Origin of the sequence: Pseudomonas paraversuta, assembly GCF_904063065.1 — a bacterium.
GTDB lineage: Bacteria > Pseudomonadota > Gammaproteobacteria > Pseudomonadales > Pseudomonadaceae > Aquipseudomonas > Aquipseudomonas paraversuta.
The window spans coordinates 72,387-90,527 of record NZ_CAJFCL010000002.1; the positions used below are offsets into that span (position 1 = coordinate 72,387).

Genomic DNA, 18,141 nt, shown 5'->3' on the forward strand with positions numbered 1-18,141 from the left:
AGGGCTACGACCTGGGCAGACAAACGTAAAACACGCAGCATTTGCATGAGGTTTATGAATGAATCCGAGGCGCCTCACCCCCTCGATGTCGGTACTGGTGGCTTTCGAAGCAGCGGCCAGGCATTGCAGTTTCACCAAGGCAGCGGATGAACTGTCACTGACCCAAAGTGCTGTCAGCCGCCAGGTGCAGGCACTGGAGGCTTTGCTCGGGGTCGAGCTGTTCCATCGCGAAGGGCGGCGTATCGAGCTGACGGCTGCCGGAGCCCTGTATCAACATGAGCTGGCAGCGGCGCTGGGGCGAATCCGTAGCGCGACGCTGCAGACCATTGCCTTCAGCTCCCGGGGCGGGACACTGCACCTGGCGGTTCTGCCCACGTTCGGTTCGAAGTGGTTGCTGCCGCGCATGAATGACTTCTACACCCGGCACCCCGAGATCGTGGTGCATATCCATTCGCGCATCATGCACGCCGACCTGGCCAGCGCTGCGGGCGAGATGAACGCGATCATCGTGGCGGGCGCAGGGCCGTGGCCGGGCTTTATCTCGCACAAGCTGCTGACTGAAACACTGGTGGTGGTGGCCAGTCCTGCCGCGCTGCCTGAATACGCCGGGATGAGTCCGGCAGACCTTGCTGCCAGTCATTCGCTGCTCAGTGTGGTGTCACGGCCCAACGCCTGGTCGGACTGGTTTGAGCGCCACGGCCTGGATCATCGGGCGATGCGTCCGGGGCCGGGTTTCGAGCTGACGGGGCATCTGATTCAGGCGGTAGTGGCAGGCATCGGTATTGGCCTGGTGCCAAGGGTGCTGGTGCAGGACGAAATCAGGGCGGGCACCCTGGTGACACTGTTCGAGCCCCTGGAAAGCGGCAGGAGCTACTACCTGGCCTATGCCAACCGGTACCAGAACCTGCCGTCACTGATTGCCTTCAGTGAATGGCTGCAAAGCCTGCCGTTTCCGGACAATTGAGAGCGCCCCCTAGTTGAAGTTCTGTTCAAACAGCGCCACCTGATCCGGGGTGATCAGCTTGAAGGGCACCCAGATTTCAGGCTCGACGGGCTCGCCCTTGATCAGCTTCAGGGCGACATCCACGGCCTTGCTTGACTGGGCTTTGGGGTCCTGGAATACGGAGGCTGCGAGCTGGCCGCGCTTGATCGCCGCGAGGCCGTCGGGCAGCCCGTCGATGCCGACCACCGGGATCTCGCCCTTGGTCTTGCCGGCCTGCTGCAACGCCATGGCGGCGCCAATGGCCATTTCGTCATTGTTGGCGATGATGGCATCGAACGGGATGCCCGCCAGCAACCAGTTACTGGTCAGATCCATCCCTTTGTTGCGGGTCCATTCGCCACTTTGTTCCTCGACGATCCTGATCCCGGGATAATCCTTGAGCACCTGCTTTACCCCTTCGGTACGATCATGGGTGGCGTTCTGCGCCAGATCGCCCTTGATGATGACCACATTGCCTTTGCCGCCGAGCTTCTCGGCCAGAAAACGCATCTGTAGCTGGCCGGCCTCGATGTCATTGGAGGCCACTGTGACCACGCCTGCGGGCAGCTCCCTGGTGTCGGGGTGGCGGTTGACATACACCAGTGGAATCTTCGCTTCGACGGCCGCCCGGGTCATGCGTGCGGTACCGCCGGTGTCGGCCGGCAGCACTATCACCGCATCCACCTGCTGACTGAGAAAGTCCTGCACCTGATTGAGCTGGCGTACCACATCGCCCTGGGCGTCGACGAACTGGATCTGGATGTTTTCCCGCCTGGCGGCGTCTTGCAGGCCGCTGCGGATATAGGTCATGAAGTTATCGTCGACCTTGGCGATGCTCACGCCGATACGGTAATCGGCAAGCGCCAGTGAGCTGGCGAGCAATAGCAGCGGGGCAAGAAAAAGAGAGCGGCAGCGCATGGGGGTTTTCCTTTTGTTGTTATGAACAGGCCTTTACGTTGAAACCTGTAATCGTTGACGAGTCGTGAGGCTGCGATCGGGGGCGCCGCAGCCGTAATTGAATCCATCGATTGCAACGGCTCGCAGCCTCGTTCCTCGTCAGCGACTACGGGCGGGGCAGGGTGAACGCTTGCCGGAAGCGCTCAAGGGCCAGCTCACTGTCGCCCGAGGCCCAGCCTTCCAGTCCCACCACGCCGCTGTAGCCGATGCCGTGCAAGGCTCTGGCGATGGCCGGGTAATGGATCTCGCCGGTTCCGGGTTCCTTGCGCCCCGGAACATCCGCCACCTGGATTTCGCCAATGGCCGGCCCCGCGCGCTGGATCAGCTCGATGAGGTTTCCTTCGCCGATCTGTGCATGGTAAAGGTCCAGATTCAGTTTCAGGTGCGGGCTGGCAACGGCTTCGATCAACGCCAGGGTGTCCTCGGCGCGGGCGAACGGGGTGCCGGGGTGGTCCACCTGTGTGTTGAGGTTTTCCAGCAAGAACACCTTGCCGGCCGCTTCCCCCAGCCTGGCAATTTGCTCCAGGGTCTTGCAGGCACTCAGCCACATGCGGCCAGTGGTATGGCTGACCGGCTTGACCGGCAAGCCCTGGTCGCCCAGGCCGGTGCCGTGCAGGTTGAGGCTCGGGCAGTTCAGCTGCGCGGCCACGGCCAGTGATTCCCGGGCGCTGTCGAGCAACTGGCGAATGCCTTCGGGTTCAGTCAGGGTGCCCGAGATGTAGCCGGTCATGGAGGTGAAGTCGGCGCCGGTGGCAATCAGGGCGGCGATGTCCTTGTTGGTCCAGTCCCAGATTTCAACGCTGAAGCCCTGGGCATGAATACGTTTGACGCGTTCGGTGAACGGCAGGTCGAGAAACACCATTTCGGCACTCACCGCCAGTTTGAACGGAATAAAACCCATGCTGTTGCTCCTTAAAGGCGGACAGGTCCGGCCTGTTGCACTGACTCGATACAGGCGCGGGCAATGGCCAGCGCGGCGCGGGCGTCTTCGCCGCTGGCCAGTGGTTTGCTGCCCGTGCGAAGGCAGTCGACGAAATGATTGAGCTCGGCAATATAGGCATCGCGCAACAGCTCAGTGTCGAGGCGCCGGGTCTCTATCTGGATCCCGTCGCCCAGGTAGCCGACCTTGTCCGATCGGGCGATGCTGCCCATGGTCAGCATGCCGCCACTGCCGAAGACCTCGCCGCGCACGTCATAACCATACACGGCCTGGAAGTTGGCCTCGGCGGTGGCGATCGCACCGTTGTCGAAGCGGATCGTCACCACTGCGGTGTCCAGCAGGCCCTTGTTTTTGTAGGCGGGCGCGACCAGCGCGTCGGCCATCACGAAGACTTCGACCGCTTCGGCACCGGGGTTCAAGTAGCGCAGGGTGTCGAAGTCATGAATCAGGGTTTCCAGGAATATCGTCCACTGGGGCACCCCGGCCGGGTTGCTCAGGCCGGGGTCCCGGGTCAGCGAACGCAGCAATTGCACAGTGCCGATGCGGCCGGCGAGTACATCCAGGTGGGCATCACGAAAGCCCCGGACAAAACGGCGGTTGAAACCCACCTGCAAGGTCACGTTGGCCCTGGCGGCAGCAGCGATGGCACGGTCGGCTTCCTCCAGGGTGATGGCCATGGGTTTTTCGCAAAAAATGCTTTTGCCGGCCTCGGCGGCGCTGATCACCAGTTCGGCGTGGCTGCGGGCGGGGGCGGCAATCAGGATGGCGTCGACTTGCGGATCATCCAGCAGTTGCTGCGGATCGCTGTAGACCCGTTGTACCCCCAGTGTCTCGGCCAGTCGCGCAGCCTGGCCCGGGGTCGGGTCGGCGATGGCAACCAGACGTGCGCCCGGAATATGCAGGGCAGCCGTCTGACCATGAAAACTGCCCATGCGCCCGGCACCGATGAGGCCCAGGCGGATAGTTTTAAGCGTGCTCATGTAATGACTCCTTTTATTGTTGTTCGCGGTTGGCTGAGCAGCTGGAAGCGCAGGTGCTCACCAGACCCAGGAGCAAAGCCTGTGCCAATGTTCAAGTCATTGAAAAATAACGATTTAAAATTAAATGCTTAAGCAGTCATGTACATATTTCAGACATGTCTATGCTGACATGTCTAAAACATGGACATGGAAGCGACCACACATGACGGTTGATCAACTGATGGCGTTTAGTTCCGAAGACCTCAATTACATTACCGCCCTGGGGCCTGCCTCACTGGGGGAGGGGCCCATCGTTGAGGTGCAGCAGGCCTGGCAGGATTGCCTCAGTGGCAGTGCAGCGCGGCCGGCCGGGGTAAGGCAGGTGATTTGGGACTCGTGGCAGCGCAGCCTGACTTGCGGGATAGATCCGCAGGATTGCGCCTACCGTTTTGTCGACCCGCAGGTGCTGGCCGCCAGGCTGGAAATCAATCGCCATCTGATTGCCGGCGCAGCACAGGTCATGACCGGGTTGCTGGCCTACAACCCCCGCGGGCACATCAATCTCACCGATGCCGAGGGCGTGACCTTGCACTTTTGTGGCCTGGACCTGACGCCGGTCGGCAGTCGCCTGCTGGAGACGGTGCAGGGCACCAACTGCACCGGGCTGGCCATCGCCGAGGACCGTCCGGTGTATGTACTGGCTGAAGAAAATTTTGCCACGGCTTTGCGCCAGCGCCGCATGCACTGCGCTGCGGCACCGATCCGCGATGCCCAGGGCAAGACCCAGGGCATGCTGACCCTGACGGCCGAGCCGGGGTGGTTCCACTTTCACACCCTGGGCACGGTGCAGGCGGCGGCCGAGGCGGTATCGCGGCAGTTGGCGCTGCAGGAACTGCTGGAGCAGCAACAGGCGGTGCTCGAGGTACTCAACGAGGGGCTGGTGGTGCTGGACGGTCAAGGTCGGATCAAGGCCATCAACCGCTATGGCCGGCAATTGTTCCGCGTCGGGCTGGATGTGCTGGGTTGCCCGTTCCGCAAGCTGGGGCAAAGCGAGCTGACGGATGAGATTTTGCTCCACTCAGGGGAAAGCCTGCGCGATCTGGATTGCACCTTTGTACTGCCTGATCGCAGCCACCTGGCCTGTCTGGTCTCGGTGTGTTCCCTGGAGCAGGGCGGACGCATTGTGTCGCTGCGCGAGCACCGACGAATTCGTGAAATCACCCGGCGCATCATCGGCACCCAGGCGACCTATACCTTTGACACCATTGAGGGGCAGTCCCGGGCTATTGAAGATGCTTTGCATCTGGGGCGGATTGCCAGCCGCAGCGATTCAACCACGCTGATTCTGGGCGAAAGCGGCACCGGCAAAGAACTCTTCGCCCAGGCTATCCACAATGCCAGCGAGCGGGCCAGTGGCGCCTTCGTGGCGGTCAATTGCGGCGCCATCCCCCGTGATCTGGTGCAAAGCGAACTCTTCGGTCATGTCGAAGGGGCCTTTACCGGCTCGGCGCGTGGAGGCTCGGCGGGGAAGTTCGAACTGGCCGATGGCGGCACCATTTTTCTGGATGAAATCGGCGATATGTCCTTCGATGCCCAGGTCAGCCTGTTGCGGGTGCTGCAGGAGGGTGAAGTGACGCGGGTGGGGGCCAAGAAGTCGCAACGGGTGGATGTGCGGATTATTGCCGCCACCCACCGCAACCTGAGTCAGGCCGTGGCTGATGGAGCTTTTCGCGAGGATCTGTATTACCGCCTGAATGTGCTCAACCTGACGGTTCCGCCATTGCGCATGCGCCGTGAAGACATTGCGCTGCTGGCCCGGCATTTCCTCGGCCGTTGCGCCCGTTCACTGCGCAAGGCGGTGCTGGGCATATCCCCGCAGGCTCTGGCCATGTTGACGGCCCATAGCTGGCCGGGAAATGTCCGGGAGCTGGAAAACGTGATCGAACGCGCCACCAATCTGGCCGCAACCGCGCACATCGAGGTGGGCGACCTGCCACTGGACATCGTTCAGGGGCAACCGCGGGCCGCGCTGGAAGATGTGCCCGAGCCTGGCGCCGGGCCGGGTTTGGGGGCCGTGGAAGCGAATGCGATCTGCGCGGCGCTGCGAGATACAAAAGGCAATATCCGCCTGGCCGCGCAGCAGTTACAGGTGTCCCGCGCAGGCCTGTACAACAAGATCAAGCGCTTCGGGCTCAGCGTCGACGCCTATCGCCCGGGGGCCGATTAGCCCCTTCAACGGGCCGGCAGTTGTTCCAGGGCTGCGCGCAGCGCATCGGCATCGGCAAACTCCTGCTGTGCGACCAGGGTGCCGTTGTCCAGTTGCATCCAGAGCACCTTGTCTTCGGCGCCAGGGTAGTTGGCGGCAATACTGCCATCGCGATCCAGTATCACGCGGTAGTTGTAGTCACGCATGGCCGGGATGGCGATGAATTTGCCGATCAACGATGGCATGCGTTGTACATCTGCAAGGAAGGCAACATCGCGGGCTTGCAGGTAGCCCTTTGGCTGGTTTTCCAGCGCGGCTTTCACCAGCTTGGAACCGTCCATGTTGCGCGCCACCAGGAGCACGCGGGTCTGGGCATCCAGGGTATAGGGTTGATCATGCTGGTCTTGCAGAGTCCAGGGTGTCAGGTGATCACCGATGTTGGCGGCAAAAGCCGGCATGGACAGCGCGCTCAACAGCAGTACAAGTGCAATTTTCACCGTTTACTCCCTCCTGATTCAGGTTGTGTGTTCGCGCCTCATCAGACCTGCGCGGCGGGGATGGTAGCTGTGCGGCCGGTGCGGTGACAGCGGTAAAGTCATGGCGCCCGTTCGCCCGGAGCCGGACAGGCAGGGACGCGGCGCATTCATTAGGTGTGCAGGGTGGAACCAAGTATTTTCAAAATATGTCTACTGGCCTGATGGCCTGCCCCATAATTGGCGGTGCCTTTCCGGCAACCAGTGGTAAACAGGATTAGAGCGCAATGGCTGACTGGCTCCAGCACGACGGTGTAATGGCCCAAAAGATCAGAAATCATGACTGGGCCAGTACCTCTCTTGGCCCCCTCGATGGGTGGCCGGATGTATTGAAAACCACCGTGGCGCTGGTGCTGGCCTCGCACTTTCCGCAGTCGATTGTCTGGGGAGAGGATTTAATCACCCTCTACAACGATGGGTTTGTGCCCATTCTCGGGACCAAGCCTGAAGCCTTGGGGCGGCCCTTCAGTGATGTCTGGAAAGAGGCCTGGAGCGAAATCAGTGGCATCGCCGATGACGCATTTGCCGGGCAGGCCACCTATATCGAAAACTTTCCCCTGGTGATTCAGCGCAGCGTCCGGCCCGAGCTGGCGTACTTCACCTTCTGCTACAGCCCGATCCGCGATCAGTTCGGCCAGGTGGTGGGGATGCTCAACACGGTGACTGAAACCACAGCCACGGTTCTTATGACCCAGCGCCTGGCGGTGCTGGATGCCATCGGCAGTGCCGTGACCGAGACCAGCGACCCCCGGGAAATCATGCAGGCCACCATGGGAACACTGGCCGGATATCTGAAGGTCACCCATTGCGCCTATGCGGACATGGAGGACGATGAAGACGGCTTTTTCATTCGTGACAACTGGCTCGTCGAAGACGCTACCAGCCTGTTCGGTCAATACCGCCTGGGTGATTTCGGGGAGGGGCCGCTGGCCAGCCTTCGCGCCGGCCAGCCGCTGGTGATCAATGATATTGCAAGTGATCTGGCCCCCGGGGTTGCAGCCACTTTCCGTGCGTTCGGGATTGTCTCCGCCCTGTGCCTGCCGCTGATCAAGGGCGGCAAGCTGACGGCCCTGATGGCCATTCACGACAAGGCGCCACGTACCTGGTCACCTTACGAGCTGGCTTTGCTGGGTGAGGTGGCCGAGCGTTCCTGGGCCCATATTGAGCGTGCCCGGGCCGATGCTGCTGTGCGTGAGGGGCTGGCCGCACTGGAGCACTTGAACCTGACCCTGGAGGAGCGGGTACAGGAGCGCAGCGCGCGTCTGCTGGTTGCCGAAGCGGCCCTGCGTCAGTCGCAAAAGCTCGAAGCCATCGGCCAGCTCACCGGCGGTGTGGCCCATGACTTCAACAACTTGCTGACCATTATTCGTTCCTCGGTGGACTTTCTGCGCATGCCCAACCTCTCGGACGAACGCCGGGAGCGTTACATGAGTGCGGTCTCCGACACCGTCGAGCGTGCCAGCAAGCTCACCAGCCAGCTGCTGGCTTTCGCCCGGCGCCAGCCGCTGAACCCGCAGGTGTTCAATGTCGGGCAGCGGATCCAGGATATTGGCGACATGCTGAATACGCTCACGGGGGCGCGTATTCAAGTGAATGTCCAGTTGCCCGAGCAGGCGTATTACATCCGTGCCGACTCCAGCCAGTTTGAAACCGCGCTGATCAACATTGCCTTGAACGCCCGCGATGCGATGGAAGGCCAGGGCAGCCTGACACTTCGTCTGGACCACAATGTTGCGTTGCCGCCAATCCGTGGCCATGCCGGATCCCGGGGCAGCTTCACCGCCATTTCCTTGCAGGACACCGGTGGCGGGATTGACGCCCGGGTGCTGGAGCATATTTTCGAGCCGTTTTTTACCACCAAGGAGGTGGGCAAGGGTACCGGGCTGGGGCTGTCCCAGGTTTTCGGTTTTGCCAAGCAGTCAGGCGGCAACGTTGATGTGTCCAGTATTGCCGGCCAGGGCGCGCGGTTCACCCTGTATCTGCCCCAGGTCGACGGGAGCGGGGTCGATGAGCTGCCTGCCGATGGCCAGCAGTGGGGCGAGCCATCCGCAGAGGAGGGTAAATACCGGGTGCTGATCGTAGAAGACAATCTTGAAGTGGGGCGTTTTGCCAATCAGATCCTCCAGGATCTGGGCTACGAAACCGCATGGGCGGCCAATGGGCAAGAGGCATTGTTGATGGTGGGACCGGACGCAATGGCGTTCGATGCCATTTTTTCGGACGTGGTCATGCCCGGCATGAGCGGGGTGGCGCTGGCCCGGGAGCTGCGTCTGCGGCGCGCCGAACTGCCTGTGATTCTGGCCTCGGGCTACAGTGATGAGTTGGCCCGCAGTGCTTGCGAGGGCGTTGAGTTTTTAGCCAAGCCGTATTCGGCGGATCAGGTTTCCCGTATTTTGCTCAAGGCCATCAGAAAAAAATAACTGCCGGCGCAGGGTTGATGCGCTTGCTCATGCACGTTCAACCAGGTTCAAAAGGAAGCGCACAGATGCCCCGTCTCACTGCTAAAGACTTTGCTCCTGAATTGCTTGAACTCTATGACTATTACGCCCACGGTAAAATCAACCGGCGCCAGTTTCTGGATCGGGCGGCGGTCATTTGCGCAGGCGTGTCAGCACTCTCGATACTGAACGCACTCAGCCCCGATTATGCCCTTGCCGAGCAGGTGGCTTTCACCGATCCGGACATCCTGGCCGAGTACATCACGTATCCCTCGCCCAAGGGGCACGGGCAGGTGCGCGGTTATCTGGTACGTCCAGCCAAGGCGCAGGGCAAGTTGCCCGCGGTGGTAGTGGTTCACGAAAATCGCGGGCTCAACCCCTATATCGAGGATGTTGCGCGGCGGCTGGCCAAGCAGGGTTTTATCGCCCTGGCTCCAGACGGCCTGTCGTCGGTGGGGGGCTATCCCGGCAACGACGAAAAAGGTCTGGCGCTGCAGCAGACGGTGGACCCGGAAAAGCTGATGAATGACTTTTTCGCCGCCATTGAATGGTTGATGCAGCACGATGCCGGTACCGGAAAAGTCGGGATCACAGGATTCTGTTATGGGGGCGGGGTGGCCAATGCGGCGGCGGTGGCGTATCCGGAGCTGGGGGCAGCGGTGTCCTTTTACGGGCGTCAGCCTGGCGCCAATGAAGTGAGCCGGATCAAGGCTCCCGTCATGCTGCATTACGCCGGGCTGGATACGCGCATCAACGAGGGCTGGCCGGCCTATGAACAGGCTTTAAAGGCCAACGGGAAAGTCTACGAGGCGTTTATCTACCCGAATGTAAACCACGGTTTTCATAATGACTCCACGCCTCGCTACGATGAAGCAGCCGCTACGCTGGCGTGGAGCAGAACCCTGGACTGGTTTGGCAAGTACCTGTCGTAACCGGCCTCAGCCTTTGTTCGACAGGCGTTTTGGCCAATTGCCGCCACAGGCCCGCTGGCATTCTTCTTCGGAATCGTAATACACGTGGGTGGCGGCGTTGCGCACCCGCACATCGGCGTCAGCCAGGGCCTTGTCGGTCAACTCGACCATGAAGTGCGCCTCGCCATCGGCCAGGGCAAAGTCTTTGCTGTCCTTGGTATCGAACACCCAGACTATCTTCAGGCTGGCAGGGAAGGCCTCATAGTTGACGGTGTGGGTTAGCCAGACAAACCCCGGGATTTCATTTTTCGCCTTTTCACAGGCAATGGTCAGGGCTTTAACCAGGCGGCGTTCAATTTTGGCCTGGTTGGCTTTGCTTAAAGACATGGGTGAATCCTGTTGGCGGGCGGGGCAAAGGGCCAATCATACGTGAGTTTGGAGTTTTGGGTCTGGTTGAGGCAGTTGTTGTGGGAGCCGGCTTGCCGGCGATTCGGGCATTGGCGCAGCGTTGAAATCATCGCGGGCAAGCCCGCTCCCACAGGTTTGATGCATTTGTTGTGGGAGCCGGCTTGCCGGCGATTGGGTACTGGCGCAGCGCTGAAATCATCGCGGGCAAGCCCGCTCCCACAGGTTTGATGCATTTGTTGTGGGAGCCGGCTTGCCGGCGATTGGGTACTGGCGCAGCGCTGAAATCATCGCGGGCAAGCCCGCTCCCACAGGTTTGATGCATTTGTTGTGGGAGCCGGCTTGCCGGCGATTGGGTACTGGCGCAGCGCTGAAATCATCGCGGGCAAGCCCGCTCCCACAGGTTTGATGCAGTTGTTGTGGGAGCCGGCTTGCCGGCGATGGGGGCGCTGGCGCAGCGCTGAAATCATCGCGGGCAAGCCCGCTCCCACAGGTTTGATGCATTTGTTGTGGGAGCCGGCTTGCCGGCGATACGGGCACTGGCGCAGCGCTGAAATCATCGCGGGCAAGCCCGCTGCCACAGGATTGAGGCAGTTGTTGTGGGAGCCGGCTTGCCGGCGATGGGGGCGCTGGTGCAGCGTTGAAATCATCGCGGGCAAGCCCGCTCCCACAGGTTTGCGGCAGTTGTTGTGGGAGCCGGCTTGCCGGCGATGGGGGCGCTGGTGCAGCGTTGAAATCATCGCGGGCAAGCCCGCTCCCACAGGTTTGATGCATTTGTTGTGGGAGCCGGCTTGCCGGCGATTGGGTACTGGCGCAGCGCTGAAATCATCGCGGGCAAGCCCGCTGCCACAGGTTTGAGGCAGCTGTTGTGGGAGCCGGCTTGCCGGCGATTCGGGTACTGGCGCAGCGTTGAAATCATCGCGGGCAAGCCCGCTCCCACAGGTTTGAGGCATTTGTTGTGGGAGCCGGCTTGCCGGCGATTCGGGCATTGGCGCAGCGCTGAAATCATCGCGGGCAAGCCCGCTGCCACAGGATTGAGGCAGTTGTTGTGGGAGCCGGCTTGCCGGCGATGGGGGCGCTGGTGCAGCGTTGAAATCATCGCGGGCAAGCCCGCTCCCACAGGTTTGCGGCAGTTGTTGTGGGAGCCGGCTTGCCGGCGATGGGGGCGCTGGTGCAGCGTTGAAATCATCGCGGGCAAGCCCGCTCCCACAGGTTTGATGCATTTGTTGTGGGAGCCGGCTTGCCGGCGATTGGGTACTGGCGCAGCGCTGAAATCATCGCGGGCAAGCCCGCTGCCACAGGTTTGAGGCAGCTGTTGTGGGAGCCGGCTTGCCGGCGATTCGGGTACTGGCGCAGCGTTGAAATCATCGCGGGCAAGCCCGCTCCCACAGGTTTGAGGCATTTGTTGTGGGAGCCGGCTTGCCGGCGATTCGGGTACTGGCGCAGCGCTGAAATATCGGTTTTCGTCCAAAGTGCCACCTGAGGTAGAATGTCGCGGCTTCAGACTGGCCGCCCCGGGCTACAAGGTCCACGCAGGCTCCCCGGAAGGAGCTGCGGGCAGGTCGCAGAGCAAAGGGATCGCATAAGTTGCAAGCATGAATGTCACCCAAGTAGCTGAAGCCAAAATCAATAAGAGATCAGCGCCCAAGGTACATAAAAGTGAGGTCTATAGTGTACATAGGCCTTATAACTCTACCCGTTCAAGGCTTGAAGACCGGTTCGATTGCAGGCCACATGCCTGCACCGGGTCGAGCTCTGTCATGAACCGCGTGCCGGGTAGATGGCGTTTTATCTTAGGTACCAAAAATGTTTAAAAAAATGAATAAGGGGCTACTGGGCCTGGCGCTGACCATGGGACTTACGTCCGTGCAGGCTGCCGAGACCAAACAGGTGGATGTTCTGCTGATCGGCGGCGGCATCATGAGCGCAACTCTGGGTGTCTGGCTCAATGAGCTGGAACCCGGCATGTCCATGGAGATGGTTGAACGTCTCGATGGCGTTGCCCTTGAAAGCTCCAATGGCTGGAACAACGCGGGTACCGGTCACTCGGCTTTGGCCGAGCTGAACTACACCCCGGAAGACAAGAACGGTAACGTCGAAATCCCGAAGGCCATTGAAATCAATGAAGCCTTCCAGGTATCGCGTCAGTTCTGGTCCTGGCAGGTCAAGAACGGCGTACTGAAAGATCCGCGTTCGTTCATCAACTCCACTCCGCACATGAGCTTTGTGTGGGGCGATGACAACATCAAGTTCTTGAAGAAGCGCTACGAAGCACTGCAGGCGAGCCCTCTGTTCGCCGGCATGCAGTACTCCGAAGACCCGGTTCAGATCAAGAAGTGGGTTCCGCTGATGATGGAAGGGCGTGACCCGAACCAGAAAATCGCGGCCACCTGGTCTCCACTGGGTACCGACGTCAACTTCGGCGAAATCACGCGTCAGTTCGCGGCTTACCTGCAAACCAAGCCCAACTTCTCGCTGAAGCTGTCGAGTGAAGTCAAGGACATCACCCGCAACGCTGATGGCACCTGGCATGTGGTTTACAAAAATCTGAAAGACGGTTCTGAAACTGCCACCGACGCCAAGTTTGTATTTATCGGCGCAGGCGGCGGTGCACTGCACCTGCTGCAGAAGTCCGGCATTCCTGAAGCCCAGGAATACGCAGGCTTCCCGGTTGGCGGCTCGTTCCTGGTGACCGATAACCCGACTGTTGCCCAGCAGCATTTGGCCAAGGCTTACGGTAAGGCTTCGGTAGGCGCGCCACCGATGTCGGTTCCGCACCTGGACACCCGCGTGCTGGATGGCAAGCGCGTCATTCTGTTTGGCCCGTTCGCTACCTTCTCCACCAAGTTCCTCAAAGAAGGTTCGTACCTGGACCTGCTGACCAGCACCACCACCCACAACATCTGGCCAATGACCAAAGTCGGTATCGAACAATACCCGCTGGTTGAATACCTGGCCGGTCAGCTGATGCTGTCGGACGAAGACCGCTTCAATGCGTTGAAAGAGTACTTCCCGGATGCCAAGTCTGAAGACTGGCGCCTGTGGCAGGCCGGCCAGCGCGTTCAGATCATCAAGCGTGATGAAGAGAAGGGCGGCGTGCTGAAACTGGGTACCGAAATTGTCAGCGCCAAAGATGGCAGCATCGCCGGTCTGCTGGGCGCTTCGCCTGGTGCATCGACCGCCGCGCCAATCATGCTGACCGTGCTTGAAACCGTGTTCAAGGACAAGGTTGCGAGCCCTGAGTGGCAAGCCAAGCTGCACCAGATCGTGCCGAGCTATGGCACCAAGCTCAATGGCGATCCGGATCGCGTTGCCAAGGAATGGGCCTACACCGCCGAAGTCCTGCAACTGACTCCGCCGCCGGCAATCCCGGCTGCAACGCACACTGCAACTCCTGCTGACGCACAGGCCAAGCCTGCGCCGAGCAATCCAGCGGCCGACATGGCGCTGTAAAAAATCAGCCCCGCCCGACGCAGGTCGGGCGGGGCTGTTTTCTTCGTATCACCCCTCGCAACATCCCCCTCGCTCAGCTCACTGCGTACCGAACAACGCGGTCCAGTAAATCCCTGCGTCACTTTTCGGGTCTACCGCGTAAGCGGCACCCAATTCGCGGAACTGCGGATTCATCACATTGGCACAATGCCCGGGACTGGCCAGCCAGCCATCGACCACCTTGCGCGGTGTGTCCAGGCCAGCGGCAATATTCTCGCCGATTTGCTGACCTATATAGCCCGCCATCTCGGCGCGATCCCCCGGCGTGCCGCCGGTGCGGTCCTTGTGATCGAAGTAGTTGTTATTGGCCATGTCCCGGGTATGGGTTTGGGCAGCTGTGGCCAGTGTCGCGTTCCAGGTGACGGGTGTCGTGGGACTGAAGGCCTGGGTGCCGCACTGGCGGGGCTGGGTACGGGCGCTGTTGATCAGCTCAAGCACCTTCTGGCCTTCGGCTTGCGCGTCGCCCAGGCGCCCGGTCAACAAGGGGCGCGCCAGCACGATGCGCCAGTCGCGCTCGTTATGGCTGACGCCGATATCGACAAATTGCGGGTCCAGCACCACTTTGCAGAAGCTTTCCTGGACGGCCTGCATGGCGGCCTGGGCATCACGTGGCCCGGAGAGATTGATCGCCTGCACGTTAACCATGGGGTAGGCCGCCCGCCCGAGGGCTTCCTGCAGATCACCAAAGCGGGTGGGTGGCAGTATCAGGCGGGTATCCGCGGCCAATGGCGGCAGCTCTTGCGAGGCCTGGCCTGCACAGGGCTGGATCTGGCTACGGTAGGCGTTGATCGCGTCCACCAGTTGCGACTCTTCGCTGGCTGCAGCCGTGCCGCTCAATACCAGCCCCAGGGCCAGGGCGGCAAAACGGGTCAGGGTGAAATGAACACGCATAAAGGTTTCCTCTGTCCGGAGTGCGCCCATGATGCGTTATTTCACCCCGGCAGGGGCAATCGCTTTATCAGCCTTTTACCTGTGCCACAAAAGCCCTGGCCCTGGCGCTCAGTTGATCGATCTGGCGGTCGCGCTTTTTCTCGGCGTCGAGCATGGCTTTTTTGCCGTTGCGTTGCAGCAGATAGGTATGGATCTGCCGCACTTCGGTCGAGTTATAGACGGCGGCCACGTCGAGCACACCCATCAGGCCATCAGTGCTGTGGTCGCGGGTGTTCATCAGTACTTGCGGGCCGCGGGTGCCCAGCACCTGAAACCCTGACTGTTCAAAAGCCGCGACCTTGCTCACGCTGCAGGTCAATTCGCAATGGGGGTAGCGGCGCACCACTTCCCGGACCATTGCCTGAGTCACTCCCAGGTGTCGATGACTGGCCAGCTCTGCCATGTAAGCGATGCCGCAGGCTTGCGGGTCATCCTTGACCGGCAGGTACAGCACGAAACCGGTGACTTTTTCCGGGTCCTGGTCATCGGTGGCGACTATCAGCTCAACGGCTATCCCTTTGCCACCGCCGAGTGCTTCCAGGTACAGATGGACTTCAAAGCCGATTGCATATTGATAGATGCTGTACAGCAGATTGCTCGGGGCAATCTCCATGGCACTGATGTCGGTCAGGTGGTCGACCACCAGTTGCAGGATCTGGCCGTTGACGGACTCGGGGCAGGGGGTGTCGAAGTGGGTGAGGGTGGTCATGAATCATTGTCTCCGGGTGCCGCAATATATCTGCAGGAGCGAGCTTGCTCGCGAGCTCTTCAACAACTCGCGAGCAAGCTTGCTGCTACTGCGCAGGCGGGTTTAGCGCTGGCTCAACCAGAAGTCATGCAGGCCACGTGCTGCCGGCTCGATTTCAGCAACCTGTTGCTGATGGGCGGCCACGTCCAGATCCTGCGGCAGCTCGAAGTTGTCCTGTTCGGCACATTCGGAAATGCCCTGCAGCAGCTGCGCCTGAACCACAGGCAAGGGTGTCCAGTTGGCCACGGCGACACCGCGCAAGTAGCCAAAGCACCATTCTTCGGCAAGGGTAACGGGCTGGCCGTTATGCTCGGTTTGTTCGAAGCGGGGGGCGAATACTTCGCTGCCATCGGCCAGTTGGCGGGCCAGCGTGTTCATGTGGCGCACACTCAGCTCGATGAACTGCTTGGCTTCACCGGTGTTTTCCCAGTTCGGGTTCTGGCCGCCCCAGATAGCCGGGAACCAGTCAGCGATGTCGACCTGTGCCGGGCCGGAGACCAGCGCGGTGAAGAAACCATCCAGCTCGCAGGTGTTGAGCACGGAGTGGTCGTCGCCATGTTTGAGCAGGATGTCGTCGAGGATTTCGAAGTCGGCGTCGTTCAGCGGTTGAGTTTGCATGGGCAGGTTCCTTGACCGGTTGCGCATCTTGGGGACGCAGGGCTGAGCGTTAAAAAGTCGCGGAGAATGCCTTCTGCCGCGACTTTAATCCAGAGCCAATTGCCTTTGGGTCTACTAGTCAATCAACCTGAACAATAGACTCGACCACAAAGTATTTAAACCCGGCTTTGGCCAGGGCTTTTTTGGCGGCCTGTTCCGCATCGAACCGGCTCAGGGTCTTGGCATCATGCACGAACCGGGTTTCTTCTCCGTCGTACTCTTTGCTCACCTGCAGGGTGACGCGCAGCATCGGGCCGCGGCGCTTGACCGGCTCCTTGGTCGGTGTCTTGGGCGACAGCAGCGCAGGCTTGACCGGGACAGGCTCGGGTTTCACAACGACAGGGGGCGCAACGGGGGTGGCAGGAGTGTCAAGGCCGAGCGCTCTGCGCATTTCGTCCTCGGTGAATCCGGAGCTCATGTTAAGACTCTAATTGGTTTGAAAGACGCGCTTATAGGGTGCTACGCCGATGATGGCAAGCTAATTCAGTGTGCTGTTACCAAATAAGGCCTTTTTGCCATCAAACAGCCCATGGGCGGTGCGACTCAGGTGTCGCGCAGCAGGTCGTGGCTGTCCAGCAGCTTGTAGGCAATTTCGGGGTGTTTTTGCAGTGCGCGGCGGATGGCTGCAGGGATCTCCTGGCGGGTTTTGCGGCACAGGCCGGGTTGCTCCAGCACCCGGATGTCGATCCCGCGCATGGTCCGCACCTCATTGAAGCCGGGCTCGATGGCCACCCGGATGCCCAGCTGCTCGTGCATCCGGCGCTGCATATGTTCGAGGTCGCTGAGGCTTTGAATGTTCTCCAGTCGTTGCAGCAGGACTTTCTCAGCCTGGCGGGTCAGGCTGAGGATGCGCAGGTCGGTCTCAGGCGTCGCCAACAGCTGTTCCCGCTCGCAATTGCAGGCGCCGGGAGGGCAGGGAGAGCGCACGGCCGGGGAAGGAGTCATTGGCCCAGCATAGTCGCGCTGCGGTTCAGGCGTCCAGACGCAGCGCTATCAGGGGCTTATGCGTCAAAACCTTCGTCCAGAATCCCGGCATACAGCTGGCGGTCAATATTGGCTCCGCTCAGAATCACCGCCACCCGCCGGCCTTGCTGCTGCGCCTGTTCCTGGATCAAGCCGGCCAGCGCGGCGGCACCTGCGCCTTCGGCGGTGTTGTGGGTGGTTTCATGGCACAGGCGCATGGCGTTGGCTATTTCCCGGTCCGACACCCGAATAACCCGTGCCGCGCCTTTGGCGATGATTGCCAGCGACTCGGGCAATGGCTGGCGGCAAGCGAGACCATCGGCAAAGGTGTGCGCGGTATCGGTGCAGATGACCCGGCCCTGTTCAAAACTTTGCGCAAAGGCATCGGCATGGCTCGACACCACGCCGACGATCCTGGTCTTGAGCCCCAGCAGATCACGGGTGCGGATCAGCCCGCAAATTCCCGAGCCCATGCCGATGGGTACATACACCGTATCCAGTTCACTTACGGCTTCGAATAATTCCAGAGCGTAGGTCGCCACTCCTCGAATCAGGTCGGGATGGAAGGCCGGGACCAGATGCAAATCATGGTTTTGGGCCAGGGCGGCGGCTTTGCTGCGGGCTTCATCGAAGTCCTTGCCGCACTCGATCACGGTGGCGCCCATGGCGCGCATGGCGGCGTTTTTTTCCAGGGAATTGCCCTCGGGCACCACGATGCTGATTGTCAGCCCCATGCGGCTGGCGGCCAGCGCCAGGCTTTGCCCGTGATTGCCACGGGTTGCGGTAACCAGCCCCTTGATAGCGGGCTCGCGCGCAAGCAGGCCCTGCACATACAACAGGCCGCCGCGCACTTTGAAGGCGCCGGTGGGGGTGTGGTTTTCGTGCTTGACCCACACCGTGCAACCCAGGCGATCGGCCAGCAGCGGCCAGGCCAGTTGCGGGGTAGGCGCCATGCTGCGGTACACATCAGTAGCGGCGAGGCGAAGGGAGTTCAAATCAAACATGGCGCACCGTCATCCA

General features: G+C 60.9%; 16 protein-coding genes. 5 read left to right on the plus strand and 11 right to left on the minus strand.

The genetic code is table 11. From position 1 onward, the window contains the following. Positions 1 to 58 precede the first annotated feature (58 nt). Positions 59 to 964, plus strand: coding sequence for a LysR substrate-binding domain-containing protein (locus JQ845_RS03470; RefSeq protein WP_029613017.1), 906 nt, complete (start codon positions 59 to 61; stop codon positions 962 to 964). A 9-nt stretch (positions 965 to 973) separates the two neighbouring features. On the opposite strand, the gene JQ845_RS03475 is transcribed toward JQ845_RS03470, so the two are convergent. From JQ845_RS03475 to JQ845_RS03485, 3 genes are all read right to left on the minus strand, one after another. Beyond that, positions 974 to 1,900, minus strand: coding sequence for a sugar ABC transporter substrate-binding protein (locus JQ845_RS03475; RefSeq protein ID WP_010657438.1), 927 nt, complete (start codon positions 1,898 to 1,900; stop codon positions 974 to 976). Between the two features lie 145 nt (positions 1,901 to 2,045). Then, entirely contained in the window at positions 2,046 to 2,840 is a 795-nt protein-coding gene (locus JQ845_RS03480; RefSeq protein WP_003446276.1) for a TIM barrel protein, read from the minus strand. An 11-nt stretch (positions 2,841 to 2,851) separates the two neighbouring features. Continuing rightward, positions 2,852 to 3,859: a Gfo/Idh/MocA family oxidoreductase gene (locus JQ845_RS03485; RefSeq protein ID WP_203008319.1), complete on the minus strand. Its 1,008-nt coding sequence runs from the start codon at positions 3,857 to 3,859 to the stop codon at positions 2,852 to 2,854. A gap of 202 nt (positions 3,860 to 4,061) precedes the next feature. Here JQ845_RS03485 and JQ845_RS03490 point away from each other — a divergent pair, with 202 nt between their 5' ends. Then, positions 4,062 to 6,065 carry a sigma-54-dependent Fis family transcriptional regulator gene (locus tag JQ845_RS03490; RefSeq protein WP_203008326.1) on the plus strand — a complete coding sequence of 668 codons (2,004 nt, stop codon included), beginning with the start codon at positions 4,062 to 4,064 and terminating at the stop codon, positions 6,063 to 6,065. Positions 6,066 to 6,070: 5 nt separating this feature from the next. Here the strand turns inward: JQ845_RS03490 and JQ845_RS03495 are convergent, their stop codons facing one another. Beyond that, positions 6,071 to 6,541, minus strand: coding sequence for a hypothetical protein (locus JQ845_RS03495; protein WP_010657436.1), 471 nt, complete (start codon positions 6,539 to 6,541; stop codon positions 6,071 to 6,073). A 263-nt stretch (positions 6,542 to 6,804) separates the two neighbouring features. Between JQ845_RS03495 and JQ845_RS03500 the strand changes: the two genes are divergently transcribed. Further along, positions 6,805 to 8,997, plus strand: a complete 2,193-nt coding sequence (locus JQ845_RS03500; RefSeq protein ID WP_161720088.1) for a GAF domain-containing protein — start codon at positions 6,805 to 6,807, stop codon at positions 8,995 to 8,997. Between the two features lie 65 nt (positions 8,998 to 9,062). Then, entirely contained in the window at positions 9,063 to 9,947 is an 885-nt protein-coding gene (gene yghX / locus JQ845_RS03505; protein WP_003446261.1) for a YghX family hydrolase, read from the plus strand. A 6-nt stretch (positions 9,948 to 9,953) separates the two neighbouring features. Here yghX and JQ845_RS03510 read toward each other — a convergent pair whose 3' ends face one another. Then, positions 9,954 to 10,313 carry a hypothetical protein gene (locus tag JQ845_RS03510; RefSeq protein WP_003446259.1) on the minus strand — a complete coding sequence of 120 codons (360 nt, stop codon included), beginning with the start codon at positions 10,311 to 10,313 and terminating at the stop codon, positions 9,954 to 9,956. Positions 10,314 to 12,137: 1,824 nt separating this feature from the next. Here JQ845_RS03510 and mqo point away from each other — a divergent pair. Continuing rightward, positions 12,138 to 13,784, plus strand: coding sequence for a malate dehydrogenase (quinone) (gene mqo / locus JQ845_RS03515; RefSeq protein WP_003446255.1), 1,647 nt, complete (start codon positions 12,138 to 12,140; stop codon positions 13,782 to 13,784). Between the two features lie 78 nt (positions 13,785 to 13,862). On the opposite strand, the gene JQ845_RS03520 is transcribed toward mqo, so the two are convergent. From JQ845_RS03520 to JQ845_RS03545, 6 genes are all read right to left on the minus strand, one after another. Further along, a complete protein-coding gene (locus JQ845_RS03520) occupies positions 13,863 to 14,714 on the minus strand; it encodes a CAP domain-containing protein (protein WP_003446254.1) in 852 nt (283 codons plus the stop codon). Between the two features lie 67 nt (positions 14,715 to 14,781). Further along, a complete protein-coding gene (locus tag JQ845_RS03525; RefSeq protein WP_003446253.1) occupies positions 14,782 to 15,462 on the minus strand; it encodes a hypothetical protein in 681 nt (226 codons plus the stop codon). 102 nt (positions 15,463 to 15,564) lie between these two features. Next, complete coding sequence (locus JQ845_RS03530) at positions 15,565 to 16,119, minus strand: UPF0149 family protein (RefSeq protein WP_127196429.1); 555 nt, start codon at positions 16,117 to 16,119, stop codon at positions 15,565 to 15,567. A gap of 118 nt (positions 16,120 to 16,237) precedes the next feature. Next, a complete protein-coding gene (locus tag JQ845_RS03535) occupies positions 16,238 to 16,576 on the minus strand; it encodes a hypothetical protein (RefSeq protein WP_010656936.1) in 339 nt (112 codons plus the stop codon). Positions 16,577 to 16,701: 125 nt separating this feature from the next. Next, the gene (locus JQ845_RS03540) at positions 16,702 to 17,103 is read right to left on the minus strand and encodes a hypothetical protein (protein WP_003446250.1); all 402 of its coding nucleotides are present in this window, start codon (positions 17,101 to 17,103) and stop codon (positions 16,702 to 16,704) included. A 56-nt stretch (positions 17,104 to 17,159) separates the two neighbouring features. Next, positions 17,160 to 18,125 (minus strand): threonine dehydratase, encoded by a 966-nt coding sequence (locus JQ845_RS03545; RefSeq protein ID WP_003446249.1) that lies wholly within the window; start codon positions 18,123 to 18,125, stop codon positions 17,160 to 17,162. Positions 18,126 to 18,141: the final 16 nt, after the last annotated feature.